This is a genomic window from Nocardia sp. XZ_19_385 (genome assembly GCF_015355755.1).
GTDB lineage: Bacteria > Actinomycetota > Actinomycetes > Mycobacteriales > Mycobacteriaceae > Nocardia.
Window position 1 is genome coordinate 2,633,770 of the sequence record NZ_JACVEE010000001.1, and the last position, 26,734, is coordinate 2,660,503.

A 26,734-nucleotide genomic window follows, 5' to 3' on the forward strand; every position below is an offset into this window, starting at 1 on the left:
CGAATGGGCACACACCAATTCGCCAATATCCGCAGGCAACTCCAACTGAGCAACACGTTCTGGGACGACAGCACGACGCATGGTCTGGTCGACATCGTCGCGGCGGATATGCGCGACGGGAAGGTACACGACCGCGACGGGCGGACGCTCGTCAACTTCTCCTCGTACTCCTATCTCGGCCTGGACAGCGATCCGCGGATCATCGCGGGCGCCCATCGCGGACTCGACGAGACGGCGACCATCAATTCGTCGATCTCCCGGATGCGGATCCGGCTCTCGCTCCTCGAAGAAGCCGAGCAGCGACTCTCGCGGACCTTCGGCGCGCAGGCCGTCACGGTCTCCTCGTGTGCGGCGGCGGCCTGGGCGACCTTGCCGCTGCTCGCCTCCGGGGAACTGACCGGCGGGCACCCGCCGCTGGTGGTCTTCGACAAGAACGCGCACTTCTGCCTGAACGCGATGAAGCCGCTGGTCGCGGACGAGACCGAGCTGGTCACGATCGAACACAACGACGTCGCGGCCCTGGAAGAGTTGTGCCGCAAGCACTCCCACGTCGCCTATGTTGCCGACGGCGTCTACAGCACCGGCGGCGGCGCTCCCCTGGCCGAGCTGCACCGGCTCCAGGACCAGTACGGGCTGTTCCTGTATTTCGATGAGGCACACGGCATCTCGACGCTCGGTCCGGGTGGCCGCGGTTACGTCCTCGGGGCCTACGACGGATGGCGGGACCGGACTCTCATAATCGCCTCGCTCAACAAGGGATTCGGAGCCAGCGGCGGGGTGATCTTCTTCGGCCCGCCCGGCGACGATTCCCGTAAACCCACGCTGCTCCGCACGAGTGGACCGCTGATGTGGTCGCAGCGGATCAATACCGCGGGCCTCGGCGCGATCATCGCGTCCTGCGACTTGCACGACGACGGCACGGTCGATCGACTGCAAGCCGAACTCCGCGAACGGGTTCGGCTGTTCGATTCCCTGGTGACCACCGATCTGGCCGGTGACGGGCTGCCGATCCGATTTGTCAGTATCGGCCGCGAGGACACCACGGTCGCCGTGGCGCGCGACATGCTGGACGCGGGCTTCTACACCTCGCCTGTGTTCTTCCCGATCATCCGCCGCGGCAGTGCGGGCTTGCGCCTGATGCTGCGCGGCGACCTGGAACCCGGCACCATCCGCCGGTTCGCCGACACGCTGACCGCGAGCCTCGCCGCGCACCAGGAGCGGGAGGAACAGTTCGCATGACGCTGACCATCGAACACAACACCGGATTCGAAGCGCAGCGGCGCTTGCTGCGTGACCACATCGCCGAAATCGTCACCCCGCGTCGCCGCCCGGGCGACGCCAAACTTCCAGTGCGCGAACGGGTCAACCGGATACTCGACCCCGGGACTCCGTTCCTGGAGATCGGCCGGCTGGCCGCGCACGAGGTCTACGACACCGATCTGCCCGCGGCCGCGCTCATCGTCGGGATCGGCACCATCCACGGCCGGCCCTGCATGGTGTTCGCGAACGACCCGCACGTCAAAGGCGGAACCTTCTACCCGCTCACCATCAAGAAGCACCTACGCGGGCAGAAGCTGGCCCGCGAATACCGGCTCCCCTGTGTGTATTTGGCGGATTCGGGCGGCATTTATCTGCCGTTGCAGGAGGAGATCTTCCCGGATGAGGAGCACCTCGGAAAGATGTTCCGCAATATCGCGGAAATGTCCGCGCTGGGACTGCCGCAGATCTCCGCGGTGCTCGGAATCTGCACCGCGGGTGGCGCTTACATCCCCGCGATGAGCGACGAAACGGTGATGGTGAAAGACCTCAGCACGGTCTTTCTCGGCGGACCGCAATTGGTCGAGGCCGCCACCGGCATCAAGGTCGACGCCCAAACCCTCGGCGGCGCCGACCTGCATGTCCGGGAAACCGCTGTGGCGGATCATCTTGCCGCGAACGAGGCGGAAGCACTGGCGATGGTCCGTGACATCGTCGCGCGCACGCCCGGCGACAAGGTGCATCCACCCGCCTTCGAAGCCCTCGAACCGGCCGACGATCCGGCGCGCCTACCTGCCCTGATCCCGGCAACCACCAAGAAGGAGATGAACGTTCGCGCGATTCTGCGCTGCGTCGTCGATGCCACATCGTGGGTGGAGTACCGCAAGGATTACGGCCTCACCATCGTGTGCGCGACCGCGCGCATCGCCGGCTACGAAGTCGGCATCATCGCGAATCAGGGCGTTATCTTCCCGGACAGCGCGCTCAAGGCGACGAACTTCATCCAGATCTGCAACCAGCGCCGGATCCCCTTGCTGTTCGTGCACAACGTGAGTGGGTTCATGGTCGGCGAGCAATACGAGCGCGAGGGCATCGCCAAGCACGGCGCGAAAATGGTCAACGCGGTGTCCTGCGCCACCGTCCCCAAGATCTCCCTGGTGATCGGCGGCAGCTTCGGCGCGGCCAATTTCGCGATGTCGGGGCGGTCGATGGGCGGCCAGTTCATGGCGATGTGGCCGAACGCCCGCTCCACCGGCGTCGGCGGCGAGCAGGCCGCCGCCGTGATGGCAATTCTCAAGCGCGACAGGCTGCGTCGCGAGGGCAAGGAACTCGGCGCGGACGAGGAAGCGAAGATCAAGCAGCCGATCATCGACAGTTTCGAACGCCAATCACACCCGGCCTATATCGCCGCGCGGATGTGGATCGATGCCGTCGTAGAGCCCGAGGACACCCGGACCTGGCTGGCGCAGACGCTGTCGCTGGCGCACGAACGCTGGGATAGGTCACCGGCCGCCACCGGCACCTTCGGGGTGTTCCGGCTGTGATCTCGACGCTGCTCATCGCGAATCGGGGTGAGGTCGCCGCCCGTATCGCCCGCACCTGCGACCGGCTCGGCATCGGCTACATCACGGTGAGCGTCGATGAGGATCGCGACCTGGCCTATCACGACGGTGCGCTGGCGACCGTGCGACTACCCGGGGCGGGCGGTCACCTCGACGCCGCCGCGCTGGTCCGCGCCGCCACCGAAACTGGCTGCGACGCAGTGCATCCCGGCTACGGGTTCCTCTCCGAGAATGCCGGTTTCGCACGTGCCGTCCGGTCCGCCGGACTCGTCTTCGTAGGTCCCAGCTCCGGGGTGATCGAGACCATGGCCGACAAGGCCTCCGCGCTCCTGATCATGGCTGACGCGGGCGTCCCGGTGCTACCCGGAACGCGGCAGGCGACCGACGACCTCGACGTCCTGGCCCGCGCGGCCGAGGACATCGGGTATCCGCTCATCGTCAAACCAGCCGGCGGCGGTGGCGGTAAAGGGATGTCGGTCGTGCGCTCGCGGGACGAGCTGCGCGAATCGCTGGCGTCCGCGACCCGCACCGCGACAGCGGCTTTCGCGGACGGACGACTGCACCTGGAACGCTACGTCGAGCACGCGCGGCATATCGAGGTCCAGGTCTTCGGCGACGAATTCGGCAGTGCCGTGCACCTTTTCGATCGCGACTGCTCGTTGCAGCGGCGGCACCAGAAGGTGATCGAGGAGGCGCCCGCGCCGCGTATCCCCGCCGGCACCCGGCAGGCGATATTCGAAGCCGCGGTGCGCGGTGCGCAGGCGCTGAATTACGTGGGCGCGGGCACTTTCGAGTTCCTGCTGGTCGGCGACGAGTTCTTCTTCATCGAGATGAACACGCGGCTGCAGGTCGAGCACACCGTCACCGAGGAGATCACCGGCATCGATCTGGTCGAGTGGCAGTTGCGGGTCGCCGCAGGTGAGCCGCTGCCCGCCACCCAGGAGCAGATCGCCTACACGGGTGCGTCGGTGCAGGTCCGGATGTATGCCGAGGACCCGTTCCGGTCGTTTCTGCCGGGCCCGGGCGACCTCGAGGTGACGCATTGGCCGGACATCCGAATCGAGCGGGCTTTCGACCGCCGCCTGACTGTCACCGGCGGATTCGACCCGATGATCGCCAAACTCGTCGCCACCGGACGCACCCGGGAGGCGGCCCTGGCCGCGGCCCGCGATGCCTGCGCGCAGCTGCGCTGGACGGGCATCTCCACGAACCTCGGATTCGCCGGTCACGTGCTCGCTTCCCCGATCCTCGCGGCGGCCGAGCACGACACCGCCTACCTGGATCGGATCGACCCGATCGCGGAGTTCGCGGATCCAGATCTGTTGAGCGCCTTGGCAGTTGCCGCCGGGCTGAGCGCGCCCGACCGGGCGACGCCGTGGTCGGTGGGCGCCCCGGTCGGTGATCGGGCCTGGCTCGATCCCACCGACCACGATCTCGGCAGCGTCGACCTGTCGGTCGACGGACGACCGTTCACCGTCCGGGTCAACGGCTACGAAGGGGACGCGGTGCGCGTGCGCGCCGACACCGCCGACCCGGGCGTGGTCTGCGTCCGGACCAGCGGCGACACGATCTCGGTGGGCTCGACACCCACTGTCGTCCGCCGCGCGGGCGAGGCCTGGACAGTTCAGGTCGCCGGGGTCACCAGGGAAGTGCGATACGCGGAATACCGATCGTTCGGCTCGGCAGCGGCGGACCCCGAGATCCGATCGCCCATGCCCGGCACCGTCGTTCGGCTTCATGTCGAAACGGGGACACCCGTCGAGAAAGGCCAGCTCCTGGGCGTGGTCGAGGCCATGAAGATGGAGCACGAGCTGACCGCGACCCATGCCGGAATCGTGACCGTCTCCGCAACCGAGGGCGCGGTCATCACTACCGATCAAACACTATTTCTCATCGAGGACAGGAGTACCGCGCGGTGAAGCGGAATTGGCGGCTGGCAACGGCTCTCATGGCGACAGCCTTGCTGGTGACCGCGTGCGGCGGGTCGGACACCGGGTCGGGCGGATCGGGGCAACCCCGCAGCGGCGGGTCGCTGACCTGGGGTGTGGAGACGGAGCCGACCACGCTCAATCCGCACCTCAACGGTCAGAGCAACACCAAGCTGATGCTGCGCAACACCTACGAGACGCTGCTGGCGCGCACCCAGGACGGCGGTTTCCTCCCCTGGCTGGCCACCGGTCATGAGGTATCGCCGGACGGGCTGACCTACACCTTCACCCTGCGCGAGGACGTGAAGTTCACCGACGGCAATCCGCTGACCGCGGCCGCGGTGGCCCGCAACTTCACCACGATGCAGGACGTGGCCTACTCCGGCGGGTTCTCCTCCGGACCGTTGTCGAACCTGGCCGGAGTCAGCGCGCGGGACGAACGCACGGTGGTCTTCACGCTGAAGAATCCCTACGCGCCATTCCTCGACTTCGCCTCCGGTTTCGACATCATCTCCCCCGCCGCGTGGGACAAGCCTCAGCTCAAAGCTGGTGGGCCCGAGATCGCGGGCACCGGTCCGTTCATTCTCGATCGCTACGTCAAGGGTCAGGAACTGCACTTCCGGAAGAACCCGGACTACAACTGGGCGCCGCGCAACGCCGCCCATCAGGGCCCGGCCTACCTCGACGAGGTGACCTACCGATTCCTGCCCGAATCCTCGGTGCGCACCGGTGCGCTCACCTCCGGTCAGGTCGATCTCATCGAGGGCGTCTCCGGCAACGACGCCTCGCTGTTCCAAGACAATCCGGAGTTCACCTATCAGCGCTCGCTGAACAACGGCAGCCCGTACACGCTGTACTGGAACGCGACCTTCGGTCCGGCCGCCGACGAGAAGGTCCGCAAGGCGCTGAACAACTCCGTCGACGTCGATGCGATCCTGCAGTCGATCTATCGCGGTCAGCGCACCCGCGGGTGGGGTATCGCCTCCAGCGTCGACGCGCTGTTCTACGACAAGAGCATCGAGCGCACCTACGGCGCCGACAAGAACGCCGCCAACCGCCTGCTCGACGAAGCAGGCTGGTCGGCAAGGGATTCCGATGGATTCCGGACCAAGAACGGTCAGCGCCTGACCGTCGAGCTGGTGCAGGCCCAGTCCACCGTCCGGGATCAGCGTGAGGTGCTGCTGCAGGCGGTCCAAGCGCAGGCCCGGCAGAACGCGGGCATCGACCTGAAGATCTCCTACGTCGATCTGGGCACCTACGCCGAGTTCCGTAAAAGCAACACCTTCGGCTCGATCGCCAACTCCGACACCCTGACCGGCGGCATCGATATCGAAAACCATTGGTACCCGCCGACTTCGAAGGGGACGCTGAACTACAGCCGGGCCGGCGATCCCGAACTGTCGGGCTGGCTGCAGGCCGCCGCAGCGACCATCGACACCGCCGCGCGGGCCGAGCAGTACGGGAAGTTGCAGCGGTTCGCGCTCCTGGACAAGGCATATGGGCTGCCGCTCTACATTCCCGAGAACCAGATCGCGGCCGGGACGCACGTGCACGGCGCGGGATTCCGGCCGTACAAGCAACTTCCGGAGAACGCGTACGACATCTGGGTCGACCGTGGCTGAGGCGGCACACAATCAGCCGGGGCGGTGTCCATGACGCTCGAAATCACCGCACCGCAAGCAGTGGGGTCCGCAGTCGACACCGCACCCGGCGCTCGCACCGGCACCACGAAACAGATTGTGCTGCGGGTGATCTCGGGCATCGGAGTGCTGTGGGGCGCGGCAACCCTGTCCTTCATCGGGGTACGGCTCGCGCCGGGCGACACGGTCGACGTGCTGCTCGGCGAACAGCCGCGCACCCCGGAGGTCGAGGCGGCCATCCGGGCCGAGTGGGGCTTGGACAGCCCGGCCGTCGTGCAATACGCCCGATACCTGTGGAACGTGGCACACGGCGACTTCGGGCGCTCCTACGTGTTGCAGCGGCCGGTCTCGGAGGTTATCGGCGCGCAGGTCGGGCCGACCCTCGCGCTCACGGGGGCTGCGCTATTGGTGGCGCTGGCGTTCGCGGTCACCGTTGCAACCACCACGGCGGGTCGGCGACGCACGCGGGCGGTCGCGAATGCCGTTGAGCTGGCGCTGGTTTCGACGCCCGCGTTCTGGCTGGGCATCGTGCTGCTGTCGGTATTCAGCTTCCAGTTCAAGATCTTCCCGGTGGCCGCCAACAAGGGTTTGCCCGCGCTGGTGCTGCCCGCGCTGGCGCTCGGGCTGTCGCTCGGCGCGGTCATCTCCCAGGTGCTGCGCGACGGCCTCGAGCGGGCGCTCGACGAACCGTTCGCGGTGACAGTGCGCTCGTGGTCGGTGCGGGAAAGCCAACTGCGCGTGCGGCACGGACTGCGCCATGCCGCGCTGCCCGCGGTGACGTTGACCGGCTGGCTGGTCGGCGGATTACTGGGCGGGGCGGTGATTATCGAGGAGGTCTTCGGCAGGCCCGGCCTCGGTCGCGTGACGGTCGAAGCTGTGCTGGCACAGGATCTTCCGGTTGTGCTCGCCGTCGCGATCCTGTCGGCTTTCGTCTACGTGGTGATCAGCACGCTTGTCGATCTGCTGTATCTGTGGCTCGACCCGCGCTTGCGCCGCGACTCACGGAACGGCGGCGCACGATGACAGCTGTCGTTCATCCGCGCACGACTGTTGGCCGGATCGCTTCGCGTGCAAGGAATTTCGGCGTGACGCCAGGCCTCTCCGTGGCGGCGCTGACGGTGGGGCTGGTCGCGATCGCCGTGATCGCACCCGCCGTAATGGCCGGTGCCGATCCGCTGGCCGCCGATCCCCTTGCCGCCCAGCTCTCGCCGAGCGCCCAGCACTGGTTCGGCACCGATCATCTCGGACGCGATGTCTTCACGCGCGTGGTCCACGGCGCGCGCTACTCACTGCTCATCGGGGTCACCGCCGTGGCGATCGCGGTCGTGGCGGGCACGGCGCTCGGACTGCTGTCCGGGTTGGCCCGGGGGTGGCTCGACGAGCTGGTCACCCGTTTCCTCGACGTGGTGTCGGCTTTCCCGGATCTGCTGCTCGCGCTGGTCCTGATCTCGTTCACCGGGCCGGGAACCACGAACCTGATCTTCGCACTCGGTATCGCCTCGATCCCCCGATTCGCCCGGGTGGTGCGGGCACAAACCCTGGTCGTGCAGGAATCCGGGTACGTCGAACAGGCGCGCACCTTCGGCCTCACCCGGGCCACGCTGGTGCGGCGGCACGTCCTGCCGCACGCGGTGGCCCAGGTCCCGATCCTGGCCACCATCGGCCTGGGCACCGCCATTCTCGGTGCGGCCGGCCTGAGCTTCCTCGGCATGGGTCCGCAACCGCCCGAACCGGAATGGGGCGCCATGCTCGCCGAGGGCCGCAATTATCTGCGCGTTGCCTGGTGGATCGCGGTACTTCCCGGTGTGGCCGTCACCGCCACCGTCATTGCCGTGAGTTCCCTGGGCCGGCACTGGCAACGAAACTACGACGGAAGGTCCGCGACGTGAGCGGTCAGAGTTTGGTCGCTGTCACGGATCTGCGCATCGGCTTTCCGGCGCGGGCCGGAATCCGCGATGTGGTCAAGGGCATCGATCTGCGGATCGATCCGGGCGAGACCGTGGCCCTGGTGGGCGAATCGGGATCGGGCAAGTCGGTGACAGCCCGTGCGCTGGTCGGGCTGACCGGATCCGGCGCGGTCGTGCGCGCCGGGCAATTGCAGCTGTTCGGACAGGACGCGCGTAACCATCGGGAACGCCAGTGGCGCCGAATCCGGGGCAGCGACATCGGATTCGTGCTCCAGGACGCACTCGTCTCCCTCGATCCGCTCTGCACGGTCGGCGCGCAACTGGCCGAGGCGCAACGCGCGCTGACCGACCTGCGTCGGCCGGCGATCATCGAACGCAGCGTCCAGTTGCTGACCGATGTCGGCGTCCCCGAGCCCGAGCGGCGTTTGTCGCAGTATCCCTATGAGCTTTCCGGCGGACTGCGCCAGCGGGTGCTGATCGCGACGGCGATCGCGGGCGAGCCCCGGTTGATCATCGCCGACGAGCCGACCACCGCGCTCGATGTCACTGTGCAGCAACAGATTCTGGAGCTGCTCCGGCAACGCAAGGAGGCGGGCAACGCACTGCTGCTGATCAGCCATGATCTGGCGGTAGTCGCGGAATTGGCCGACCGAGTGCTGGTCATGCGGAATGGCGAGGTCGTCGAGGAGGGAAACACCCATGATGTCCTGACTCGGCCTGCACATCCCTACACGAAGAAGCTGCTCGCGGCGGTGCCGTCGGCCGCTTCGCGCGGGACGAAGTTGTCGGTCTCCGACGACCCGGCCACCGACCGCCTGCCACTGCCACCGCGCACCGTGGACGACAGCCGAATCGTGTTGTCGGTCCAGCACCTTCGCAAGATCTACGGCTCCGGATCGGCCGCCCGTGCCGTGGTCGACGACGTCGACTTCGACCTGTTCGCCGGTGAAACGCTCGGGATCGTCGGCGAGTCCGGATCCGGCAAGACCACGACAGCACGGCTCGCATTGCGCCTCATCACACCCACCTCCGGCCGCGTCGTCGTGGACGGCGAACCGTGGAGCGAATACACCGACAGCGAGTTGCGCCGCCACCGCGGCACCGCACAGCTGATCGCACAGGACCCGCTGAGCTCCTTCGACCCGCGCTACACCGTCGAGCGCGTCATCGGCGAAAGTCTCGACACAATCGGTGTCCGAAAGCGCTTCCGCGCCAACCGAGTCCGCGAAATCCTCGACGCCGTAGGCCTCAGCCGCGACCTGCTCGACCGGCACCCCCGAACCCTGTCCGGCGGGCAACGCCAGCGCGTCGCCATCGCCCGCGCCCTGGCCCCCAACCCCGCGCTCATCGTCGCCGACGAGCCGGTCTCCGCCCTCGACGTCTCGGTCCAGGCCCAGATCCTCGACCTACTCGCCGAACTCCAAGCGGAATTCGGCACCGCCCTGCTGCTCATCTCGCACGACCTGGGCGTGGTCCACCACATCGCCGACCGCGTCGTCGTCATGAAGGACGGCCGCGTCGTCGAGTCCGGCGACGTCGACTCGGTTCTGCATGCGCCACAACACGATTACACCCGCCGACTGGTCGCCTCGGTCCCCCGGCTGCCTGTGCTCACCCACCCGGCCGGGGACACCTAGCGGATCTTCGGGTCCCAGGCGCAACCGATGAGTTTGCTGTAGATTTGCTGATCGATGATCCGGCACGATCCGTACGACCCCGAAGGGGCTGTCACCGATGTTGGCCTGGTTGGAAATCGCCTTTACCGGCATAGCGTCCGCGGTGTGCGCCGCCGCGGCCTTCGTGGTTCTGCGACAGTGGTTCCCCCGTCTGCGAAACCTGGACATGCTGGCAGGCCCGGTGGTCTTCGGTCTACCGGCGGTCGTGGCCTGGGACAGCCCGATCATCTGGGCGGCGCTGGTCACCGCTGCAGTCGTTACGGGGGCCCTGCGTCGAGCCCGGCCCTACCTGCATGTGCCGGGGGCTGCGTTGATCGTGCTGATGGCGTTCGCCGCGATCGATACCGGCCTGTGGTTGCCCGCCTTCGCAATGCATCCGCGCACCGATTCCGTCACCGCCGCCGTAGTGTTGATCTTCGCGGCGGGGTTCGCCTTCATCACTCCGGCAATGCTCACCGCTCAGTTCCTTGCCCTGGAGCCGCTGCTTCGGGACAGCTGGTCGAGATCGCGACCGCACGCCGAATCCGAGCCGGCGCGGCGCGGACCCATGGTTTCGGTTCATGTGCCCTGCTACGCCGAACCGCCCGAGATCGTGATCGCCACCCTGGATTCGCTGGCGAACCTGGATTACGACAATTTCGAAGTGCTGGTAATCGACAACAACACCGAGGACCCGGCGTTGTGGGAGCCGGTGCGCCGCCACTGCCGGACGCTGGGTGACCGGTTCCGCTTCTTCCATGTGACCGGTATGACGGGGGCGAAGGCCGGGGCGCTCAACTACGCGTTGACCAAGACCGATCCGGCGGCCGAACTGATCGCCCTGGTCGATGCCGACTGGCAGGTGCGACCGGATTTCCTGTCCCGCCTGGCGCCCTATTTCACGGACCCGCGCATGGCCGCGGTGCAGACGCGCTACGACTACCGGGACTGGCGGGAGCGGCGGTTCCTGACCGGTTGTTTCTGGCATTACCGGGTCGGGTTTCCGACGCTGTTCCGCAGTCTCGACGAACGCCGGGCGGCGTTCACGGTTGGAACCATGTGCGTGCTGCGCCGACGGGCCGTCGAGCAGGTAGGCGGCTGGGCCACCTGGTGTCTGACCGAGGACTCCGAGATCGTGGTCCGGCTCCAGGCGGTGGGGTACGAATCACGGCTGGTGCTCGGCGATTTCGGGCACGGACTCATCCCGGAACGGTTCGCCGATTACACCAAACAACGCTATCGCTGGACCTTCGGCCCGGTACAGGAATTCCGGCGGCACTGGCGGCTGATCCTGGCCAGGTCCTCGAAATTCTCTCCGGCCCAGCGATTTCTGCATCTACATCACGGGTTCGGTCTGATCGCCGGTGCGATCGCGATGGTGCTGTCGTTGCCGGTGACCGCGGTCGCGGTGATCTCCCTGGCCTGGCACGAGCATGAGCTGCCGCTGGGCTCGGCGGTGCTGCTGGTAGCCGTGCTCGGCATCGTCGTGGGGCCGATGTTGAGACTGACCTGCTACCGGGTCGCCGACGGTCTCTCGGCCCGCCAGGGCGTGGCCGTCCAGCTGATGACCATGTCGCTGCAATTCACCTGTGCGCGAGCGGCATTGACGGCAGCCCGCACCGGCGCTGCCGAGTGGGCCCGGACCAGCAAGTTCACCGTCCGCCCGGTCGGTGTCCGCGCGATCTGGACCGCTCGGGGCGAACTGCTGATCGCGGCGGCCGGTATCACCGTCGCGGTGGCGTGCGCCGCGGCGCATCACACCGGCGCGATGCTGTTACTCGAGCTCGCGCTCGCCGTGCGTGCCGCCTGCCTGCTCGCCGCGCCGGTCGCGGTACTCCTGGCCGACCGCGAACTCCGGCCCGCCGACTCCCCGGGGTTCGCGCCGATCGTAGACAGCCATCCCACGGACGTGATGTCACGCGCTCGCTGACGGCCCGGCCAGTGCGGGCCAGAGGGTGGCGCTGAGCTTTTCGGCCAGGCCGCTTCGGGTTTCGGCGTCGTCACCGCGCAGGAAAGCGCCGAAATAGGCGCCGAAGACCATGGTGGCGATCGTGCGGGTGTCGATGCCGGAGCGTACGGCCCCGCGGTCGATCAGTTGCCGCAAGACGTTTTCGACCTGGGAGACACGGGGTTCGACGGCGCGTTCGACGACATGGGCGAGTAATTCCGGCACCCGGTCGGCTTCGCTGATGAAGCCGCCCTGCAAGACGATGGCGTCGGGGTTGTAGTAACACGGGTCGACGCGGCGGATGGCTTCGGTGAACGCCTCGCGCGGTGCCAGGTCCTCGAACGCGAAGGGCGGGGTGGCCGCCGTCTGGACGCGGAAACCGTAGTCGAGGGCGTCGATGACGAGTTCGAGTTTGTTCGGCCAGCGCCGGTAGAGGGTGGGGCGGGTGACCCCGGCGTCGGAGGCGATGTCGCCCAGCGCCATCCGCGTGTAGCCGTGGGTGACCAGGCGGCGGCGGGTGGCGAGGATGATCGCCTCGTCCACGCCGGGATCGCGCGGGCGTCCGCCGCGGGAACCGGACTTGCCGGCCGGTGGCTGTTCGGTGGATTCGGTGCGCTGTCGCGTCATGGCCTCCCCGTTTCACTGTTGCGTTACGCGTCCAGACTGTAACGCGGCGGGGAGGCCATCCCTCCCGATCACCGGTGGGGGCTGCGGGTCAGCGGGTGCCCTCGTAGGCCTGCTCGATCAGGTCGGTAACCGCGCCGGGCTGGCTGATCATGACCGCGTGCGAGGAATCGACTTCGCGGATCTGGGCCCCGGCCCGCTCGGCCATGAACCGTTCCAGGCTCGGCGCGATGGCGTGATCCTTGGTCGCGATCAGCGCCCACGACGCAATGGTCTGCCATCCGGCCGCGGTGGCCGGTTCGCCGAAGGCTTCGGCGGCGACCGGGCGCTGCGAGATCGCCAGGAATGCGGCGGTCGAGGCGTCGACGTCGGCGGCGAAGGCGGTCGAGAACTGGGCCTGATCCAGCCACACCTCGGTGCCGGTCGAGCCGTCGGGGCGGGCGTACTGGAAGACCTGCTGAGGCAGCGCCGGCACGGACGGATCGGCGTGCGCCTCGAGCAGGCCACCGAGCGCCTCACCCACGTCGGGGATGAACGCGGCGGCGAACACGAGCGCCCGTACGTCGGCGATTCCGGGCGCGGCATTGCTGATGACCGCACCGGCGTAGGAGTGCCCGACCAGGATCTTCGGTCCGTCGATGCCCGCGAGCAGACCCTGCAGGTAGGCGGTGTCGTAGGCCAGGCCGCGCAGTGGGTTCGGCACCGCGACGACCGGGAAACCGCGCTGGTGCAGCTGTGCCGAAACCGCTTGCCAGCCCGAGGCATCGGCAAACGCACCGTGCACCAGGACCACCGTGGGCTTACGTCCGGTGTGATTGCTCATGATTTCCTTCTCCTTCGGTTTAGTTACAGTGAGTGACTGTAACGTAATTAGTGGTTTGTGCCAATCTCGGCGAATTGGGCCAGGTTGGCGACGATCGCGGCGCGGAGTTCGGCAATCTGAGCGGGCCGGTGGAAGCGCGGGGAGAACGCCGGCTCGATGCTGAGCCGCCGAGCGAAGGTCGAGACGAAGTAGCCGATCCAGGTGACCGGCTCGGAGGTCGCGAAGCCGCGGAAGTCGACGATCTCGACTCCCGCCGGTGCGGCGAGCTCTGGGACCACTCCCCAGTTGGTGATGAAGTTCCCGACGGAATCGCGTACGCGGCCTTGCGCGGCCACGGACGCTGCGGCCAGCATGACCGCGAGCGCAGCCCCGCTGTCGATACCGGCCGTGATCTGAGCCTTCACGTCTTTGGCAAGCACGATCAGGTCGGAACCGGAACCGCAGGTGGTTACGGTAGGTGCGAAAGCCAGAGCGTTGGTGATCTCAGCGGGGTCCGCGGCGGGATGCAGATGTGGGCGCAGGTCGGCCAAGTGGAACATGATCATCGGCAGTTCTGCTGCGGCACCGGGTAATTCGGTGATCGTTGCGCGTTCGGCGCGAACGATCGCGGCGGCGAGCAGGGCGTGCAGTGTGGTTCCGGATGCGCGCGCATGGCTCAGGAGTGCGCTGGTGTCGTTCTCGGACAAGGTGATCCGATGTGCCGGTACCGGGCGGAATCCCGTCTCGTCGGCGGTCTCGACGGGCGCGATGCTGAATACCCCGCCCGTCCCGGGAACTGCCGGTGCCGGAAAGTCCATCGCGCGTGCGCGGTAGGCCTGTTCCAAGCTGCCGGGGTACTTCGGGCTCGGATCGGGAAACACAGCAGCGCCGGTGAGTGCGGCGGTGATCTCCCAAAAGTGTTCGAGGAGTGCGAATCCCAGCGTGGCGTCGTTGATCGCGTGGCACACCCGAAGGGCGACCGCGGTTCGCTCTCCCTCGGGGACGATGGTGAGTTCGGCCAGGGTGTGCGCGGGGTCGAGAGGCGTATTGCCGTGGGCGAGCCAGTCCGTGATCGGGCCCGGCGCGGTGCGACTGATGGCGGCACTCGAGCCGTCGTCGGGAATATCCAGCCAGCAGTCGCCGCCGGTGCGTTCGATCGTGCCGCGCAGCATCGGATACTTCCGGCACAGCAGCTCGAATGCCTTGTGCAGCAGCGCGATATCGATCTCGCCGGTGCAGATCGCCACGTAGCTGACAGTGAGTTTGCGGGGCACGAAGCCGTGATCTATCAGCCCCAGTCGGTATTTCATGACGCGCCCTCAGGCCAGGCCGAGCAGCGCGGGGTCAGCGGCGCGGGCCCGCAGCTCCTGCGCCGGATCGGCGACCAGTCGTCGAGTCCGCATGTCGAGTAGTCCGCTGACACTGGTCACCTCGGCCACCAGCGTCCCGTCCGGCTTGCGCAGGACGTGTTCGACGCGGTGGGTCTTGCCCGGCCCCCAGACGAACGCGCACGACACGTCGACCGCGTCGTCGGCGCGCAGTTCCGCATGGTGCCGCAGCGTGGTTTCGAGGTTGATCGGGCCGAAGCCGTCGGCGAGCAGCCGCTCGGGTGACAGCCCGGCCGCCTGTCCGCAGGCGAAGCGGGAATGCTCGGCGTACTGCAGATACACCGTGCCGGCGAGGTGGTGGTTGGTGTCGAGTTCGTAGCTGCGGACGGTGAACCGCAGGGTGAAAGGCGTGGCGTTCATGGGAGTCAGCCTGTTGCCGTCGCAACACCGTCACCAAGACAGTGGTGACACTGGTACCGGCACCACCTGGCAACGCACCGCCGCGGTAGCCGATCATGGACGGGTGACCACCACCCTCTCCGCCCGCCGCACCGAGCTCGCCTCGTTCCTGCGCAGCCGCCGCGATCGCATCACGCCGGCCGCGGTCGGCATGCCGCCCGGATTGCGGCGTCGCACACCGGGTTTGCGACGCGAGGAGGTCGCCCAGCTGGCCGGGGTCAGCATCACCTGGTACACCTGGCTGGAGCAGGGGCGGCCGATCAACGTCAGCGGTCAGGTCCTCGACGCCATCGCCCGCACCCTCCAGCTCGACGCCGCCGAGCGTGACCACCTGTACCGGCTGGCCGAGGTGCCGATCCCCGAGGCGCCGACCACCGCCGACCGGATCACCCCCGCCGTGCAGGCAATTCTCGACAGCATCACGGGCTTTCCCGCCGCCGCCCTGAACAGCCGCTGGGATCTGCTGGGCTGGAACGCATCCTGCGCCGCGGTATGGCCGCGGCTCACCGCGCCGACCAGCTCCCGCAACGTCCTCTGGGAAATGTTCACCACCCGGGAATGCTGCCGCTGCTTCGTGAACCGGGACATCGGCCTACCCCACATGGTCGCCTCGTTCCGCGCGGCCTTCGCCCAGCACCTCGACGACCCGGCCTGGACCGGCCTGATCCGCGGACTCTCTACCGCGAGCCCGGAATTCACGCGGATCTGGGCCAACCACGACGTCGCCGCGCCACCCAGCCAGACCATGACCTACCAGCACGCCGCGGTCGGCGAACTCTCCTTCACCATGACCCGGATGGACCTCACCGCGACCCCCGAAACCTTCGTCACCGTGTGGACACCCGTCGACGACGAAAGCCGCCGTCGCACGGACTGGCTACTCGCCCACCCGGACGCACCCTCGCTCGATCACACTCACTGAGCCGGGATCAGCTGTCCCGCGGTTCCTCCGTTGCGGGACTGGGTGATTCGGCGGCCTGGCCGCGCCGGGATCGGCGCGAAACTCGGTGGCCGACGCGATCGATTCGCGGATCGTCGGCCACCTCATAGCGTTTGACGTAGAGGCTCAGGAAAGCTTGCAAGGTGGCCACCGCGGGGATGGCGAGCAAAGCCCCGACCGCGCCGTGCAGAGCGCCACCGGCCATCACGGCGAGTAGGGCGATCGCCGGGTTCACATCGACCGTGTGGGCGGTGATGCGCGGTTGCAGGACGTAGTCCTGGAAAACCTGGTAGAGCACCACGAACAGCAGGATCCATACCGCGTCGATCGGGTGGATGGTGAGCGCCACCAGGATCGGCAGCAGGCCGGCGAGGTAGGTGCCGACGATCGGTACGAACGAGGCGATCACGCCGAAGCAGATGCCGAGTTCGATCGCGTTGGGGAGGCCGAGCACCATCAGGAACAGGGCGTGCGCGACAGCGGAGATCACCGCGAGCAATGCCCTGCTGTACAGGTAGCCGCCGGTCTTCTCGATCGCGAGATCCCAGGCCCGCAGGATCATGTCCTGGCGCCGGGTCGGCAGCCAGGAACACACCGCGCGCCGCATCCGCGGTCCGTACACCGTGAAATAGATGCTGAACAAGGCGACGGTCAGGAAGCGGCCGAGTTCCCCGAGCACGGTGTAGGACAGGCCCCAGGCGTGGTTGGCCGCCCGCTGCGCGTAGCCGCTGATGACATCGGACTCGCTCGTCAGGCGCGCACGCAGCTTCGCCACCGTGAAGTCCTGGTGGAAGATTCGATTGACCCAGCCGACCGCCTCGTTGAGCAAGCGCGGCAGTTCGTCGACCACGCTGCTGACGGTATGCACCAGCAGGACCCCGAGCGCGGCGGTGAACCCGGCCACCCCGGCGTACAGCAGGACGAACACCACCCCGGTGGCGAGTCCGCGCGGCATCCCGCGCCCCGCCAGGCTGTCGACCGCGGGTTCCATCGCCAGCGAGACGAAGAACGCGACCAGCACCAGAACGAACAGCCCGAGCAGCCGGTGCACCGCCCAGTTACCGAGCTCGAAGAGCCCGAGCAGAATGAACGCCAGCACCATCGCCCGCGGCAGCCACCGCGGCATCCGGCGCGTCGAATACCAGTCCGCCGCAGCTTGGTCCGGTGGAGGGATGGCCACGAACTCAGTCTGACCCACCGATCAGCTAATCCGCGGTTACACCGGCCGGTGATTCGACAATCGGCTTGACTCTCCAGTCGCGGGAGGGTGCAGGCTCGAAGCCGACCCGAGAGGAGCATCGCTGTGAAGATCGATCTCGCCAAGAGCGACAAGCACTACTACACGGCCTCGACCGAGGTCGAGCTGCGGACCTTCGAAGCCTACGACTACCTGACGGTCACCGGGGTCGGTGCGCCGGCCGGGCCGGAGTACACCGAGGCGCTCACCGCGCTGTACCGGACGGCTTACGGGATCAAGAAACTGGCCAAGGCGGCCGGACAGGATTTCGTGGTGCCGAAGCTGGAGGGGCTGTGGTGGGTCGAATCCGATCAGCCCGCGCTCACGGTGCCCCGCGAGGAATGGCACTGGCAGTTGATCATTCGCATGCCCGACGTCGTGACCGAACAGCTGGCGGCCGATCTCGTCGAGAAGCCTGTCACTTTCGAGCGGCTACACGAAGGCCTGACCGTTCAGGCGTTGCATCTGGGCCCGTATTCGACCGAGCCCGAAACCCTGGCCCGGATGGACGCTTTCATGTCGGCCGAAGGTTTGACGATGAACGGCAGGCACCACGAGATCTACCTGTCGGATCCGCGCAGGACACTCGGCCCCAACACGAAAACGATTCTGCGCCACCCGGCGCGGCGGATCTAGTTCCAGTCGCGGCCGACGTAGGCGAGCAACCTGCGGTGTGCGGGCGCGTCGGCGGAGATCTCGACCTCGGCGTCGAACATGCCCGGCTTCCGGAAGGCGTCGATACCGCCCTGGTCCGCCATGATGGCGAGCAGTTCCGCGCACAACTGGTCGTCGGCGAGATCGGGGCGCTCGATGGCCACCGCGATATCGACACCGTGCACCACCAGCTCGGTGAGATGCACGGCGGCCGCGTACTGACCGGGCAGCGCACCCAGCGCGATGTCGACCGTGCCGTCCAGCGCATCCGGGCGATGCCAGGCGGCGCGGTCGATTTCGGCGGCCGCGGCGAAAGCGCCCTGCGCATCCGAGCCCAGCCAGTCGTCCTCGTGACCGGCGCCCGCGTCCATCCCACTCAGCGCCGCGGCGAACAGATGCATGCCGCTCACGGTGTGATTGAGGACCGCGCGCACATCCCATTCCCGGCACGGTGTGGCCGCCGCGAGCTGTGCGTCGCCGACCGCCTCGACGATCTGGCCGGTGGCATCCAGCGCACGATCGATCTGGCCGATCACTCCGGCAGGACGGGTAGGCGCAGTTTCCATGGGCTTCCTTCGCTCGAGCGGATGCAGCATTGATAGCACGACCGGCTGACAAGTGGCGGCAACCGCAGGATCCGGTTACCCAGCACGAGCAGCGCTGAAAACAGCTGTGTTACTTCCCATATCGCCCACTAGTCAATGTGCGCCAGATCACGCTGAGTGCTGTTGGCGGCACGTCGCGGCCAAACCTGTTGCGGCACCGCGCTTTACTCCAGCGCAGCCGCGCTGACTCGGATCACACCGGGGGAATCGACTGCGACGGAGGCGTTTTCATGTCAAGGACACTAGCCACCGCGAGCTCAGCTCGGCTGGGCGTGCCCCTCGGTATCGGACTCGTCCTTGGACAGCCGCGTGATTCCCGGCTCGGTTCCCTCGTCGGCTTCCTGGTCCGGTTCCGGATGCTCCGGCTCGAAAGTCTCGGGCAGATTCTTCAGATGCCGGTTCATCGAGCGGACCAGCAGCACGGTGCCCGCGAGCAGGAGCAGCACGATCACCAAGCCGAGCGGCGAGGCCTTGCCGAATTCGGGACCGGTCGGGGTGCCGGGGGTCTGGGCGAGCACTGCCAGCAACATCAGCGCTGAACTCCAGACTGATCTTCGATGCCCGCGAACAGGTCGTTTTCCGGGATGGCGGTGCGCACCCGGGTCTTGGCCAGCTCGAATTCCTCGGTGGACCACAGCCGCTGCTGCATCTCCAGCGGGATCGCGAAGAAGGCGCCGTTCGGGTCGATCTGCGTGGCGTGCGCGCGCAGGGCATCATCCCGCTGCGGGAAGTACTTGCCGCATTCGATCTGGGTGGTGACGCGCGACATCACGTCGCCGCGTTCCACCGCGTACTGCCGGATCCGGTCCAGCCACTCCTGCAGCGGGAACGGCTCGCCCATGCGCTCGAACTCCGCCGCGAAGATCTCCAGGCGCTTCATGGAGAACCCGTGGTCGTAGTACAGCTTGAGCGGCGTCCAGGGCGCGCCCGCGTCGGGGAATTTGTCCGGATCGCCGGCGGCGTCGAACGCGGCCATCGAAACCAGATGGCACTGGATGTGATCGGGATGCGGGTAGCCGCCGGTCTCGTCATAGGTGGTGATCACGTGCGGCTTGAACTCGCGGATGACCCGCACCAGCGCCTCGGTCGACTCCTCCAGCGGCACCAGCGCGAAGCAGCCCTCGGGCAGCGGCGGCAGCGGATCGCCCTCCGGCAGCCCGGAGTCGACGAACCCGAGCCAGGTCTGGCGGACGCCGAGCGCGCGGGCGGCGGCGGCCATTTCCTCGCGGCGGATCTCGTCGATGCGATCCAGCACGCCGGGGGTGTCCATGGCGGGGTTCAGGATGCTGCCACGTTCGCCGCCGGTCAGCGTGACGATGAGGACGTCGTGTCCTTCGTCGGCGTAACGTGCGGTCGTCGCGGCGCCCTTACTGGACTCGTCGTCCGGATGGGCGTGCACCGCCATGAGGCGAAGGCCACTCACGATTTCGTTCACCATCGCTCTCGGTCGCGGATGTCGGATGGTCGTTCCCTATAGTTCCATCCGACCCACTTTTGTTCCGACCTACCCCCCGGAGAGATCAGCAATGAGCGACGCGGAGCGCCGGCAATCGGAGATAGCGTCAGCTCGACACGCCGACCGCTACGGAAAAATTCAGCGCGCCGGACGTCCGTGGATCCCCTGGGCGCTCAGCATCGCGGTGGTGCTGGCCGGAGTCGGAGTCGCTTTCCTCGGCTATCAGAAGTACGGGCCGAAGGACATCGAGGCCGAGGGGCTGGGCTACCAGCAGGTGGACGAGTCCACCATGACGGTCCGGTTCAAGGTCACCCGCAAGGATCCGCAGCAGCCCGTGGTGTGTTTCGTGCGCGTCATGAGCAGCAAGAGCGAGGAAATCGGCCGCCGCGAGGTACTGATCCCAGGGCAGGACAGCGGTACGGTCGAGCTGACCACCACCGTGAAGTCCTCGTCCCGGCCATCTGCGGGCAACGTCTATGGCTGCACCGATCAGGTGCCCTCGTACTTGAAATAGGCTCAGACACCTGCGAGCTGGGGTGATCAACCGGACCTATCCGGCGAACCAACGGCACCCCTCGGACACAAAACAAGTTCCGACCTGCATGTTTGTGATTCATGCTAAAATGGCGTGATACACGGTTCCGGACCTCGGAGCCGTGTTTGCTGCATTGGCGGCCAGCGCAGTGTTCGCGGGTGTTTTCAGGTTTTACAGGCGGGTTGCCCGTGATCGCCATTGGTCGTCGGCTGGTGCGTGCCCGCTCCCGGGTGGGTACTGCGGCAGTTACGAAGGAATCCCGGCTCGCCGGGAACAACTACTAGGGAGTGATCGAGATGACTGAGACGCAAGTGACCTGGCTGACCCCGGAGTCGCACGACAGGCTCAAGGGCGAACTCGACGCGCTCATCGCCAACCGTCCCGTCATCGCTGCCGAGATCAATGAACGCCGTGAAGAGGGTGACCTCAAGGAGAACGGCGGCTACCACGCCGCGCGTGAAGAGCAGGGTCAGCAGGAGGCGCGCATTCGCCAGCTGCAGGAACTGCTGAACAACGCGAAGGTCGGTGTCGCGCCCACCAAGTCCGGTGTGGCGCTGCCCGGTTCGGTCGTCAAGGTCTACTACGACGGCGACGAATCCGACACCGAGACCTTCCTGATCGCTACCCGCGAAGAAGGCCTCAGCGATTCCAAGCTGGAGACCTACTCCCCCGCGTCGCCGCTCGGCGGGGCGCTCATCGACGCCAAGGTCGGCGAGACCCGCGAATACCAGTTGCCCAACGGCAACATCATGAAAGTCACTCTGGTCAGCGCGGAGCCCTACCACAGCTGAGCCGAACCCGGCATAGACGCAAGCGGCCGCACCCGATCTCGAGTGCGGCCGCTTCGTCATGTCTGAGGTCCCTATCCCGCCAGGGCCTGCTCGATATCGGCGAGCAGATCCGCGCCGTCCTCGATGCCGACCGACAGGCGCACCAGATCGGCGGGCACTTCCAGCTCCGAGCCCTCGGTGGACGCGTGCGTCATGGCGCCCGGGTGCTCGATCAGCGATTCCACACCGCCCAGCGATTCGGCCAGGGTGAAAATCTTGGTGCGCGAGCAGAACTCGTGCGCCGCTTCCTTGCCGCCGTGCAGCCGGACCGAGATCATGCCGCCGAAGCGGCGCATCTGCTTGTCGGCGACAGCGTGGCCGGGATGCTCGGTCAGGCCCGGGTAGATGACCTGGGAAATGGCCGGATGCTTGACCAGGAACTCGGCGAGCAGTTCGGCGTTGTCGCAGTGCCGCTCCATGCGTAGCGCCAGGGTCTTGGCGCCGCGCATGGTCAGGTAGGCGTCGAACGGGCCGGGCACCGCGCCCGCGCCGTTCTGCAGGAACGCGAACGCCGCGTCCAGCTCCGGATCGTTGGTGACCAGCACGCCGCCCACCACATCGGAGTGGCCGCCCAGATACTTGGTGGTCGAGTGGGTGACGATGTCGGCGCCGAGCAGCAGCGGCTGCTGCAGGTACGGGGTGGCGAAGGTGTTGTCCACCACCAGCTTCGCGCCGGCGGCGTGCGCGATCTCGGCCAGTGCCGGGATGTCGCCGATGTTCAGCAGCGGGTTGGTGGGGGTCTCGATCCAGACCAGCTTGGTGTTCGGGCGGATCGCGGCGCGCACGGCGTCGACATCGGAGACCGCCGCCGGGGAGTGCGTGATGCCCCACTGGGTGAAGACCTTGTCGATGAGCCGGAAGGTGCCGCCGTAGGCGTCGTCGGGGATGACGACGTGGTCACCGGGGCGCAGGGTGGCCCGCAGCCCGCAGTCGGTGGCGGCCATGCCGGAGGCGAAGGCGCGGCCGAACCGGCCGGACTCCAGGGCGGCCAGGTTCGCTTCCAGCGCCTGGCGGGTGGGGTTGCCGGTGCGGGCGTACTCGAAGCCGCCGCGCAGGCCGCCCACGCCGTCCTGGGCGAAGGTGGAGCTCGCGTAGATGGGCACGTTCACCGCGCCGGTTTGCGGATCCGGATCGAATCCGGCGTGCACGGCCCGTGTGGAGAAACCCAGCCCTTCACTCATGAACGACAGCCTAAATGGGCTGGATATTCGGCCGGGGATCGGGGCTGTGCGTGAACTACCACCGCCCACACCCCCCGGCGGTAGCGTGAGGCCCATGCTCAGCGTTGATGAACTTTTCGCCACCGACTCCCTGCTCAGTGCCGACGAGCGCGAAATCCGCGACACCGTGCGCGACTTCGCGGCGCAGAAGCTCCGACCGCATATCGCGGACTGGTTCGAGGCGGGCACCTTCCCCGCCCGCGAGATGGCGCCGGAGCTCGGCAAACTCGGGTTGCTGGGCATGCACCTGGACGGTTACGGCTGCGCGGGCATGTCGGCGACCACCTACGGCCTGGCCTGCCAGGAGCTCGAAGCCGTGGATTCCGGTGTGCGCAGCATGGTTTCGGTGCAGGGCTCGCTCGCCATGACCGCGATCCACAAGTTCGGCTCCGAGGAACAGAAGCAGCAGTGGCTGCCCGGGATGGCCGAGGGGCGCATCATCGGCTGCTTCGGCCTCACCGAACCCGACTTCGGTTCCAATCCCGGGGGCATGCGCACCCGCGCGGTGCGCGACGGCGCGGACTGGGTGCTCAACGGGTCGAAGATGTGGATCACCAACGGGTCGGTCGCCGATGTCGCGATCGTGTGGGCGCAGACCGAGGACAAGATCCGCGGCTTCATCGTGCCGACGGAAACCCCCGGGTTCATCGCGCGCGAGATGCACCGCAAGCTGTCGCTGCGCGCCTCGGTCACCGCGGAGCTGGACTTCGACGACGTGCGCCTGCCCGCCGACGCGGTGCTGCCGGAATCGCGCGGGCTCGCCGCGCCGCTGGCCTGTCTGAGCGAGGCCCGGTTCGGCATCATCTTCGGCGCCCTCGGCGCCGCACGGGACTGCCTGGCGGCCACGATCGACTACGCCCGTACGCGCGAGGTGTTCGACAAGCCCTTGGCCGCCTACCAGCTGACCCAGGCCAAGCTGGCCGACATGGCCCTCGAGTACGGCAAGGGGCAGCTGCTGGCGCTGCATCTGGGGCGGCTCAAGGACCGGCACGAGCTGCTGTCGGACCAGGTCAGCGCGGGCAAACTGAACAGCACCCGGGAAGCCATCAAGATCGCCCGGGAATGCCGCACCATCCTCGGTGCCAACGGCATCACGCTGGACTATCCGGTGCTGCGGCACGCGAACAATCTGGAGTCCGTGCTGACCTACGAGGGCACCGCCGAAGTCCACCAGTTGGTACTCGGCAAGGCCCTCACGGACGCGAATGCGTTTCGCTGACAAACACTTTCGGCACGGGCGATAAATGCGCGGAAGATCACATTTTGATAAACGCTGCATGATTGCTACAGTCGGCCAATGTTCATGCTCGGCCCCGCGTTGCTCGAAGTGTCGGCGCGCAGAATTATGAACCGCCTGCACGACTCGCACGGGGAACCGGCGCTCACGGCAGCCGCGGAGAATCCGGCATTGTCGGCGGTGCTCGACCAGCATGGTGCGGCTATTCGCGACATTCTCGACCACGGCGTCGAGGATTCCGCGGACGTCCCGCCGCTGCTGCTCCTCGCCGGATATGTGCGCGGCCTGCTCGACCAGGCCCGCGAGCATCAACCGGCCACCGCCCAGGACCTCGCCGAAATGATCGCGACGCCGATGACCGGCCTGCCGCCCGCGGACTGGACCGAAGCGGACTGGATGCAATTGCGGCTCGCCGCGGTCTGCGTCCAAGCGCAATACATCAGCTGAAAACAAATGTCCGCCGCGAGCCGAAGCTCACGGCGGACATTTGTCTATTCAGCGAATTGTGGCCCGATTCAGCCGTTCTGGCGGGTGGGCTCACCGGTAGTGCTGGTGTAGCGGGTGGTGGTCGTCGCCGACTGGTCCTGCCAGGCCTGCTGCCGCGAGACATCCTCGCGACCACGCTTGTAGGCCTCGGCATGGCCACGCAGCGCCGGCATCTCACCCTCGACCTTGTCCAGCCAGCCGTCCCAGCGCGCCTGCATCGGACGGACCAGGCCGCCACCCACACCGACGATCAGGACACCGGCGACGGTCAGCAGCACGGCCCACAGCACCGGTTCGGTGACCGCGGTGGCGACGCCGACCTGGTTCAGGGCGGCGATGATGCCCAGCGCCCAGATGAACACCGAGGCCACCCGGGCGAGGAGCGCACCGTAGGACAGGCTGCCCAGCGCGGCCGACACCATCTCGTGCACGACCTTCGCGATCGCCGCGGCGACGATCACGATGACGATCGCCACGGCCAGCTTGGGCAGCCAGCTGACGATGCCGTTGAGCATGTCGCTCACCGGGTTCGGGCCCCAGACGCCGAAGCCCAGCTGCAACGTGATCAGCAGTACCGCGTAGTAGGCCAGCTTCGCCAGCATCTGTGACGCGGTCCAATTGCTGCGCGCCAACATGTTCTTGATGCCGCCACGATCTACGAGGCGCTCGAACCCCACCCGGTCGAGGACGCGGCGCACGATGGCGGCGATGGCCTTGGCGACAATCCAGCCGATGAACAGGATCGCCAGGAAGCCGATGAACTTGGGCACGAACGTCGCGATCGCACTCCACGCATCGTTCCACCCTTGCCGGAAGTCGATATCGATAGCCAAAATGGAGGTTTGCACGGGCGCTTCCCTTCGCTGCTATTCGACGACGCCTGACGGTTTGCCGAGGCGACCTTCGCAGCTGTTGTACCCCGCCACGAAGTGCTAAACCAGCAGTTTGCCAGGAAATTGCCGAATGCGAAGAAATGGTTATTCGGTCGCGATGATTCGGCGACCGAATCGCCGCGTGCGTTTATTTGGTCAGTGCCCTATGCTGCCCGTGCTCAAGAATCCGAGCAGATCATGGCGGGTAATGACGCCGACCGGCTTGCCATCCTCCACCACCATCAGCGCGTCGGTATCCGACAGCGCCTTGGTAGCCGCCGAGAGCGGTTCGCCGGAACCGATCAGCGGGAACGACGGACTCATGTGCTGGGCCACCGAATCGGTCAGGTGCGCACGGCCTTCGAAGACCGCCGAGAGCAGATCGCGTTCGGTGACGCTGCCCGCGACCTCACCCGCCATCACCGGCGGCTCGGCGCCGACGACCGGCATCTGCGAGACGCCGTATTCGCGCAGGATCTCGATGGCGTCGCGCAGCGTCTCCGACGGATGGGTGTGAACCAGATCCGGCAGCGCACCGGACTTGCCGCGCAGCACGTCACCGACCAGCGGCTCGGCGACGCTGCCGTCGAGCCGGGTGCGCAGGAAGCCGTAGGAGCTCATCCACTGGTCGTTGAAGATCTTCGACAGGTAGCCGCGGCCGCCGTCCGGCAGCAGCACGACCACCACATTGTTCGGATCCCGGCGGGCCACCTCGATGGCCGCCACGACCGCCATGCCGCAGGAGCCGCCGACCAGCAGGCCCTCCTCGCGGGCCAGACGACGGGTCATGTCGAAGGAGTCCGCGTCGGAGACGGCGATGATCTCGTCCGGGATGGCCGGGTCGTAGGCCGAGGGCCAGAAGTCCTCGCCGACGCCCTCGACCAGGTACGGGCGGCCGGTGCCGCCGGAGTACACCGAACCCTCCGGATCCGCGCCGACGATCTTCACCTTGCCGCCGGAGACCTCCTTGAGGTAGCGGCCGGTGCCGGTGATGGTGCCGCCGGTGCCGACGCCCGCGACGAAGTGGGTGACCTTGCCTTCGGTATCGCGCCAGATCTCTGGGCCGGTGGTCTCGTAGTGGCTGTCCGGGCCGCCCGGGTTGGAGTACTGGTCCGGCTTCCAGGCGCCGTCGATCTCGCGCACCAGGCGGTCGGAGACGTTGTAGTAGCTGGCCGGGTCCTCCGGGGCGACCGCGGTCGGGCACACCACGACCTCGGCGCCGTAGGCGCGCAGCACATTGCGCTTGTCCTCGGAGACCTTGTCCGGGCAGACGAACACGCACTTGTAGCCGCGCTGCTGGGCGACCAGGGCCAGGCCGACGCCGGTGTTGCCGGAGGTCGGCTCGACGATGGTGCCGCCCGGCTTCAGCAGCCCGGCTTCCTCGGCGGCGTCGATCATCTTCACCGCGATGCGGTCCTTGGAACTACCGCCCGGGTTCAGGTATTCGATCTTGGCGGCCAGCAGGCCGGCTTCTGGTTCCACCACAGAGTTCAACCGAACCAGGGGCGTATTGCCGATGAGGTCGACGACATGGTTCGCGATGCGCATGCCC

Annotated in this window: 25 protein-coding genes; 14 read left to right on the forward strand and 11 right to left on the reverse strand. The window is 67.2% G+C overall.

The window, feature by feature from the left end:
- Positions 1–3 precede the first annotated feature (3 nt).
- The 8 genes from IBX22_RS12445 to IBX22_RS12475 all read left to right on the forward strand — a co-directional run bounded on the left by IBX22_RS12445 (position 4) and on the right by IBX22_RS12475 (position 11,879).
- Positions 4–1,239, forward strand: coding sequence for an aminotransferase class I/II-fold pyridoxal phosphate-dependent enzyme (locus tag IBX22_RS12445; RefSeq protein ID WP_194815422.1), 1,236 nt, complete (start codon positions 4–6; stop codon positions 1,237–1,239).
- The gene (locus IBX22_RS12450) at positions 1,236–2,801 is read left to right on the forward strand and encodes a carboxyl transferase domain-containing protein (RefSeq protein WP_194815423.1); all 1,566 of its coding nucleotides are present in this window, start codon (positions 1,236–1,238) and stop codon (positions 2,799–2,801) included. Before IBX22_RS12445 ends, IBX22_RS12450 begins: the two co-directional genes overlap by 4 nt.
- Complete coding sequence (locus IBX22_RS12455) at positions 2,798–4,738, forward strand: biotin carboxylase N-terminal domain-containing protein (RefSeq protein ID WP_194815424.1); 1,941 nt, start codon at positions 2,798–2,800, stop codon at positions 4,736–4,738. Before IBX22_RS12450 ends, IBX22_RS12455 begins: the two co-directional genes overlap by 4 nt.
- A complete protein-coding gene (locus IBX22_RS12460; RefSeq protein ID WP_309234555.1) occupies positions 4,735–6,369 on the forward strand; it encodes an ABC transporter substrate-binding protein in 1,635 nt (544 codons plus the stop codon). Before IBX22_RS12455 ends, IBX22_RS12460 begins: the two co-directional genes overlap by 4 nt.
- A gap of 30 nt (positions 6,370–6,399) precedes the next feature.
- Positions 6,400–7,410, forward strand: coding sequence for an ABC transporter permease (locus IBX22_RS12465; protein ID WP_194815425.1), 1,011 nt, complete (start codon positions 6,400–6,402; stop codon positions 7,408–7,410).
- 62 nt (positions 7,411–7,472) lie between these two features.
- Entirely contained in the window at positions 7,473–8,276 is an 804-nt protein-coding gene (locus IBX22_RS37440; protein WP_309234556.1) for an ABC transporter permease, read from the forward strand.
- Positions 8,273–9,931, forward strand: a complete 1,659-nt coding sequence (locus IBX22_RS12470) for an ABC transporter ATP-binding protein (RefSeq protein WP_309234557.1) — start codon at positions 8,273–8,275, stop codon at positions 9,929–9,931. The genes IBX22_RS37440 and IBX22_RS12470 overlap by 4 nt, the downstream gene beginning before the upstream one ends.
- Before the next feature lie 97 nt (positions 9,932–10,028).
- Positions 10,029–11,879, forward strand: a complete 1,851-nt coding sequence (locus IBX22_RS12475) for a glycosyltransferase family 2 protein (protein ID WP_194815427.1) — start codon at positions 10,029–10,031, stop codon at positions 11,877–11,879.
- Here the strand turns inward: IBX22_RS12475 and IBX22_RS12480 are convergent.
- From IBX22_RS12480 to IBX22_RS12495, 4 genes are all read right to left on the reverse strand, one after another.
- On the reverse strand, positions 11,865–12,524 hold the full coding sequence (locus IBX22_RS12480; protein ID WP_194815428.1) for a TetR/AcrR family transcriptional regulator: 660 nt from the start codon (positions 12,522–12,524) through the stop codon (positions 11,865–11,867). The two genes, IBX22_RS12475 and IBX22_RS12480, sit on opposite strands and share 15 nt — an antisense overlap.
- 88 nt (positions 12,525–12,612) lie before the next feature.
- A complete protein-coding gene (locus tag IBX22_RS12485; protein WP_228538315.1) occupies positions 12,613–13,344 on the reverse strand; it encodes an alpha/beta hydrolase in 732 nt (243 codons plus the stop codon).
- A 47-nt stretch (positions 13,345–13,391) separates the two neighbouring features.
- Positions 13,392–14,633, reverse strand: a complete 1,242-nt coding sequence (locus tag IBX22_RS12490; RefSeq protein WP_194815429.1) for a hypothetical protein — start codon at positions 14,631–14,633, stop codon at positions 13,392–13,394.
- Positions 14,634–14,642: 9 nt separating this feature from the next.
- Positions 14,643–15,071, reverse strand: coding sequence for a thioesterase family protein (locus IBX22_RS12495; RefSeq protein WP_194815430.1), 429 nt, complete (start codon positions 15,069–15,071; stop codon positions 14,643–14,645).
- A gap of 103 nt (positions 15,072–15,174) precedes the next feature.
- On the opposite strand from IBX22_RS12495, the gene IBX22_RS12500 reads away from it, so the two are divergent.
- Positions 15,175–16,032: a helix-turn-helix transcriptional regulator gene (locus IBX22_RS12500; RefSeq protein WP_309234558.1), complete on the forward strand. Its 858-nt coding sequence runs from the start codon at positions 15,175–15,177 to the stop codon at positions 16,030–16,032.
- Between the two features lie 7 nt (positions 16,033–16,039).
- On the opposite strand, the gene IBX22_RS12505 is transcribed toward IBX22_RS12500, so the two are convergent.
- Positions 16,040–17,230, reverse strand: coding sequence for an AI-2E family transporter (locus IBX22_RS12505; RefSeq protein ID WP_309234559.1), 1,191 nt, complete (start codon positions 17,228–17,230; stop codon positions 16,040–16,042).
- Positions 17,231–17,353: 123 nt separating this feature from the next.
- Between IBX22_RS12505 and IBX22_RS12510 the strand changes: the two genes are divergently transcribed.
- Positions 17,354–17,923, forward strand: a complete 570-nt coding sequence (locus IBX22_RS12510) for a GyrI-like domain-containing protein (protein ID WP_194815431.1) — start codon at positions 17,354–17,356, stop codon at positions 17,921–17,923.
- On the opposite strand, the gene IBX22_RS12515 is transcribed toward IBX22_RS12510, so the two are convergent.
- The 3 genes from IBX22_RS12515 to mca form a co-directional block, all read right to left on the reverse strand.
- Positions 17,920–18,507, reverse strand: coding sequence for a TIGR03086 family metal-binding protein (locus IBX22_RS12515; RefSeq protein WP_194815432.1), 588 nt, complete (start codon positions 18,505–18,507; stop codon positions 17,920–17,922). The two genes, IBX22_RS12510 and IBX22_RS12515, sit on opposite strands and share 4 nt — an antisense overlap.
- 296 nt (positions 18,508–18,803) lie before the next feature.
- Positions 18,804–19,076 (reverse strand): hypothetical protein, encoded by a 273-nt coding sequence (locus IBX22_RS12520; protein ID WP_194815433.1) that lies wholly within the window; start codon positions 19,074–19,076, stop codon positions 18,804–18,806.
- Positions 19,076–19,951: a mycothiol conjugate amidase Mca gene (gene mca / locus IBX22_RS12525; protein WP_194815786.1), complete on the reverse strand. Its 876-nt coding sequence runs from the start codon at positions 19,949–19,951 to the stop codon at positions 19,076–19,078. Before mca ends, IBX22_RS12520 begins: the two co-directional genes overlap by 1 nt.
- 121 nt (positions 19,952–20,072) lie before the next feature.
- On the opposite strand from mca, the gene IBX22_RS12530 reads away from it, so the two are divergent.
- Both IBX22_RS12530 and greA read left to right on the forward strand, forming a co-directional pair.
- On the forward strand, positions 20,073–20,516 hold the full coding sequence (locus IBX22_RS12530; RefSeq protein ID WP_194815434.1) for a DUF4307 domain-containing protein: 444 nt from the start codon (positions 20,073–20,075) through the stop codon (positions 20,514–20,516).
- Between the two features lie 317 nt (positions 20,517–20,833).
- Complete coding sequence (greA, locus tag IBX22_RS12535) at positions 20,834–21,328, forward strand: transcription elongation factor GreA (protein WP_194815435.1); 495 nt, start codon at positions 20,834–20,836, stop codon at positions 21,326–21,328.
- Between the two features lie 71 nt (positions 21,329–21,399).
- On the opposite strand, the gene IBX22_RS12540 is transcribed toward greA, so the two are convergent.
- Positions 21,400–22,548, reverse strand: coding sequence for a cystathionine gamma-synthase (locus tag IBX22_RS12540; protein ID WP_194815436.1), 1,149 nt, complete (start codon positions 22,546–22,548; stop codon positions 21,400–21,402).
- Between the two features lie 94 nt (positions 22,549–22,642).
- On the opposite strand from IBX22_RS12540, the gene IBX22_RS12545 reads away from it, so the two are divergent.
- Positions 22,643–23,806 carry an acyl-CoA dehydrogenase family protein gene (locus tag IBX22_RS12545; RefSeq protein ID WP_194815437.1) on the forward strand — a complete coding sequence of 388 codons (1,164 nt, stop codon included), beginning with the start codon at positions 22,643–22,645 and terminating at the stop codon, positions 23,804–23,806.
- A gap of 78 nt (positions 23,807–23,884) precedes the next feature.
- Entirely contained in the window at positions 23,885–24,271 is a 387-nt protein-coding gene (locus tag IBX22_RS12550; protein WP_194815438.1) for a DUF6401 family natural product biosynthesis protein, read from the forward strand.
- 68 nt (positions 24,272–24,339) lie between these two features.
- Here the strand turns inward: IBX22_RS12550 and IBX22_RS12555 are convergent, their stop codons facing one another.
- Positions 24,340–25,158, reverse strand: a complete 819-nt coding sequence (locus IBX22_RS12555; protein ID WP_194815439.1) for a hypothetical protein — start codon at positions 25,156–25,158, stop codon at positions 24,340–24,342.
- Between the two features lie 180 nt (positions 25,159–25,338).
- Positions 25,339–26,730 carry a cystathionine beta-synthase gene (locus IBX22_RS12560; RefSeq protein ID WP_194815440.1) on the reverse strand — a complete coding sequence of 464 codons (1,392 nt, stop codon included), beginning with the start codon at positions 26,728–26,730 and terminating at the stop codon, positions 25,339–25,341.
- Between the last annotated feature and the right edge of the window lie 4 nt (positions 26,731–26,734).

Excerpts from the sequence above, each read along its gene's own strand:
- IBX22_RS12445 (WP_194815422.1), top strand. The coding sequence starts at position 4 with ATGGGCACACACCAATTCGCCAATATCCGCAGGCAACTCCAACTGAGC.
- IBX22_RS12450 (WP_194815423.1), top strand. The coding sequence starts at position 1,236 with ATGACGCTGACCATCGAACACAACACCGGATTCGAAGCGCAGCGGCGC.
- IBX22_RS12465 (WP_194815425.1), top strand. The coding sequence starts at position 6,400 with ATGACGCTCGAAATCACCGCACCGCAAGCAGTGGGGTCCGCAGTCGAC.
- IBX22_RS12475 (WP_194815427.1), top strand. The coding sequence starts at position 10,029 with ATGTTGGCCTGGTTGGAAATCGCCTTTACCGGCATAGCGTCCGCGGTG.
- IBX22_RS12480 (WP_194815428.1), bottom strand. The coding sequence starts at position 12,524 with ATGACGCGACAGCGCACCGAATCCACCGAACAGCCACCGGCCGGCAAG.
- IBX22_RS12485 (WP_228538315.1), bottom strand. The coding sequence starts at position 13,344 with ATGAGCAATCACACCGGACGTAAGCCCACGGTGGTCCTGGTGCACGGT.
- IBX22_RS12490 (WP_194815429.1), bottom strand. The coding sequence starts at position 14,633 with ATGAAATACCGACTGGGGCTGATAGATCACGGCTTCGTGCCCCGCAAA.
- IBX22_RS12495 (WP_194815430.1), bottom strand. The coding sequence starts at position 15,071 with ATGAACGCCACGCCTTTCACCCTGCGGTTCACCGTCCGCAGCTACGAA.
- IBX22_RS12515 (WP_194815432.1), bottom strand. The coding sequence starts at position 18,507 with ATGGAAACTGCGCCTACCCGTCCTGCCGGAGTGATCGGCCAGATCGAT.
- IBX22_RS12520 (WP_194815433.1), bottom strand. The coding sequence starts at position 19,076 with ATGTTGCTGGCAGTGCTCGCCCAGACCCCCGGCACCCCGACCGGTCCC.
- mca (WP_194815786.1), bottom strand. The coding sequence starts at position 19,951 with ATGGCGGTGCACGCCCATCCGGACGACGAGTCCAGTAAGGGCGCCGCG.
- IBX22_RS12530 (WP_194815434.1), top strand. The coding sequence starts at position 20,073 with ATGAGCGACGCGGAGCGCCGGCAATCGGAGATAGCGTCAGCTCGACAC.
- greA (WP_194815435.1), top strand. The coding sequence starts at position 20,834 with ATGACTGAGACGCAAGTGACCTGGCTGACCCCGGAGTCGCACGACAGG.
- IBX22_RS12540 (WP_194815436.1), bottom strand. The coding sequence starts at position 22,548 with ATGAGTGAAGGGCTGGGTTTCTCCACACGGGCCGTGCACGCCGGATTC.
- IBX22_RS12545 (WP_194815437.1), top strand. The coding sequence starts at position 22,643 with ATGCTCAGCGTTGATGAACTTTTCGCCACCGACTCCCTGCTCAGTGCC.
- IBX22_RS12550 (WP_194815438.1), top strand. The coding sequence starts at position 23,885 with ATGTTCATGCTCGGCCCCGCGTTGCTCGAAGTGTCGGCGCGCAGAATT.
- IBX22_RS12560 (WP_194815440.1), bottom strand. The coding sequence starts at position 26,730 with ATGCGCATCGCGAACCATGTCGTCGACCTCATCGGCAATACGCCCCTG.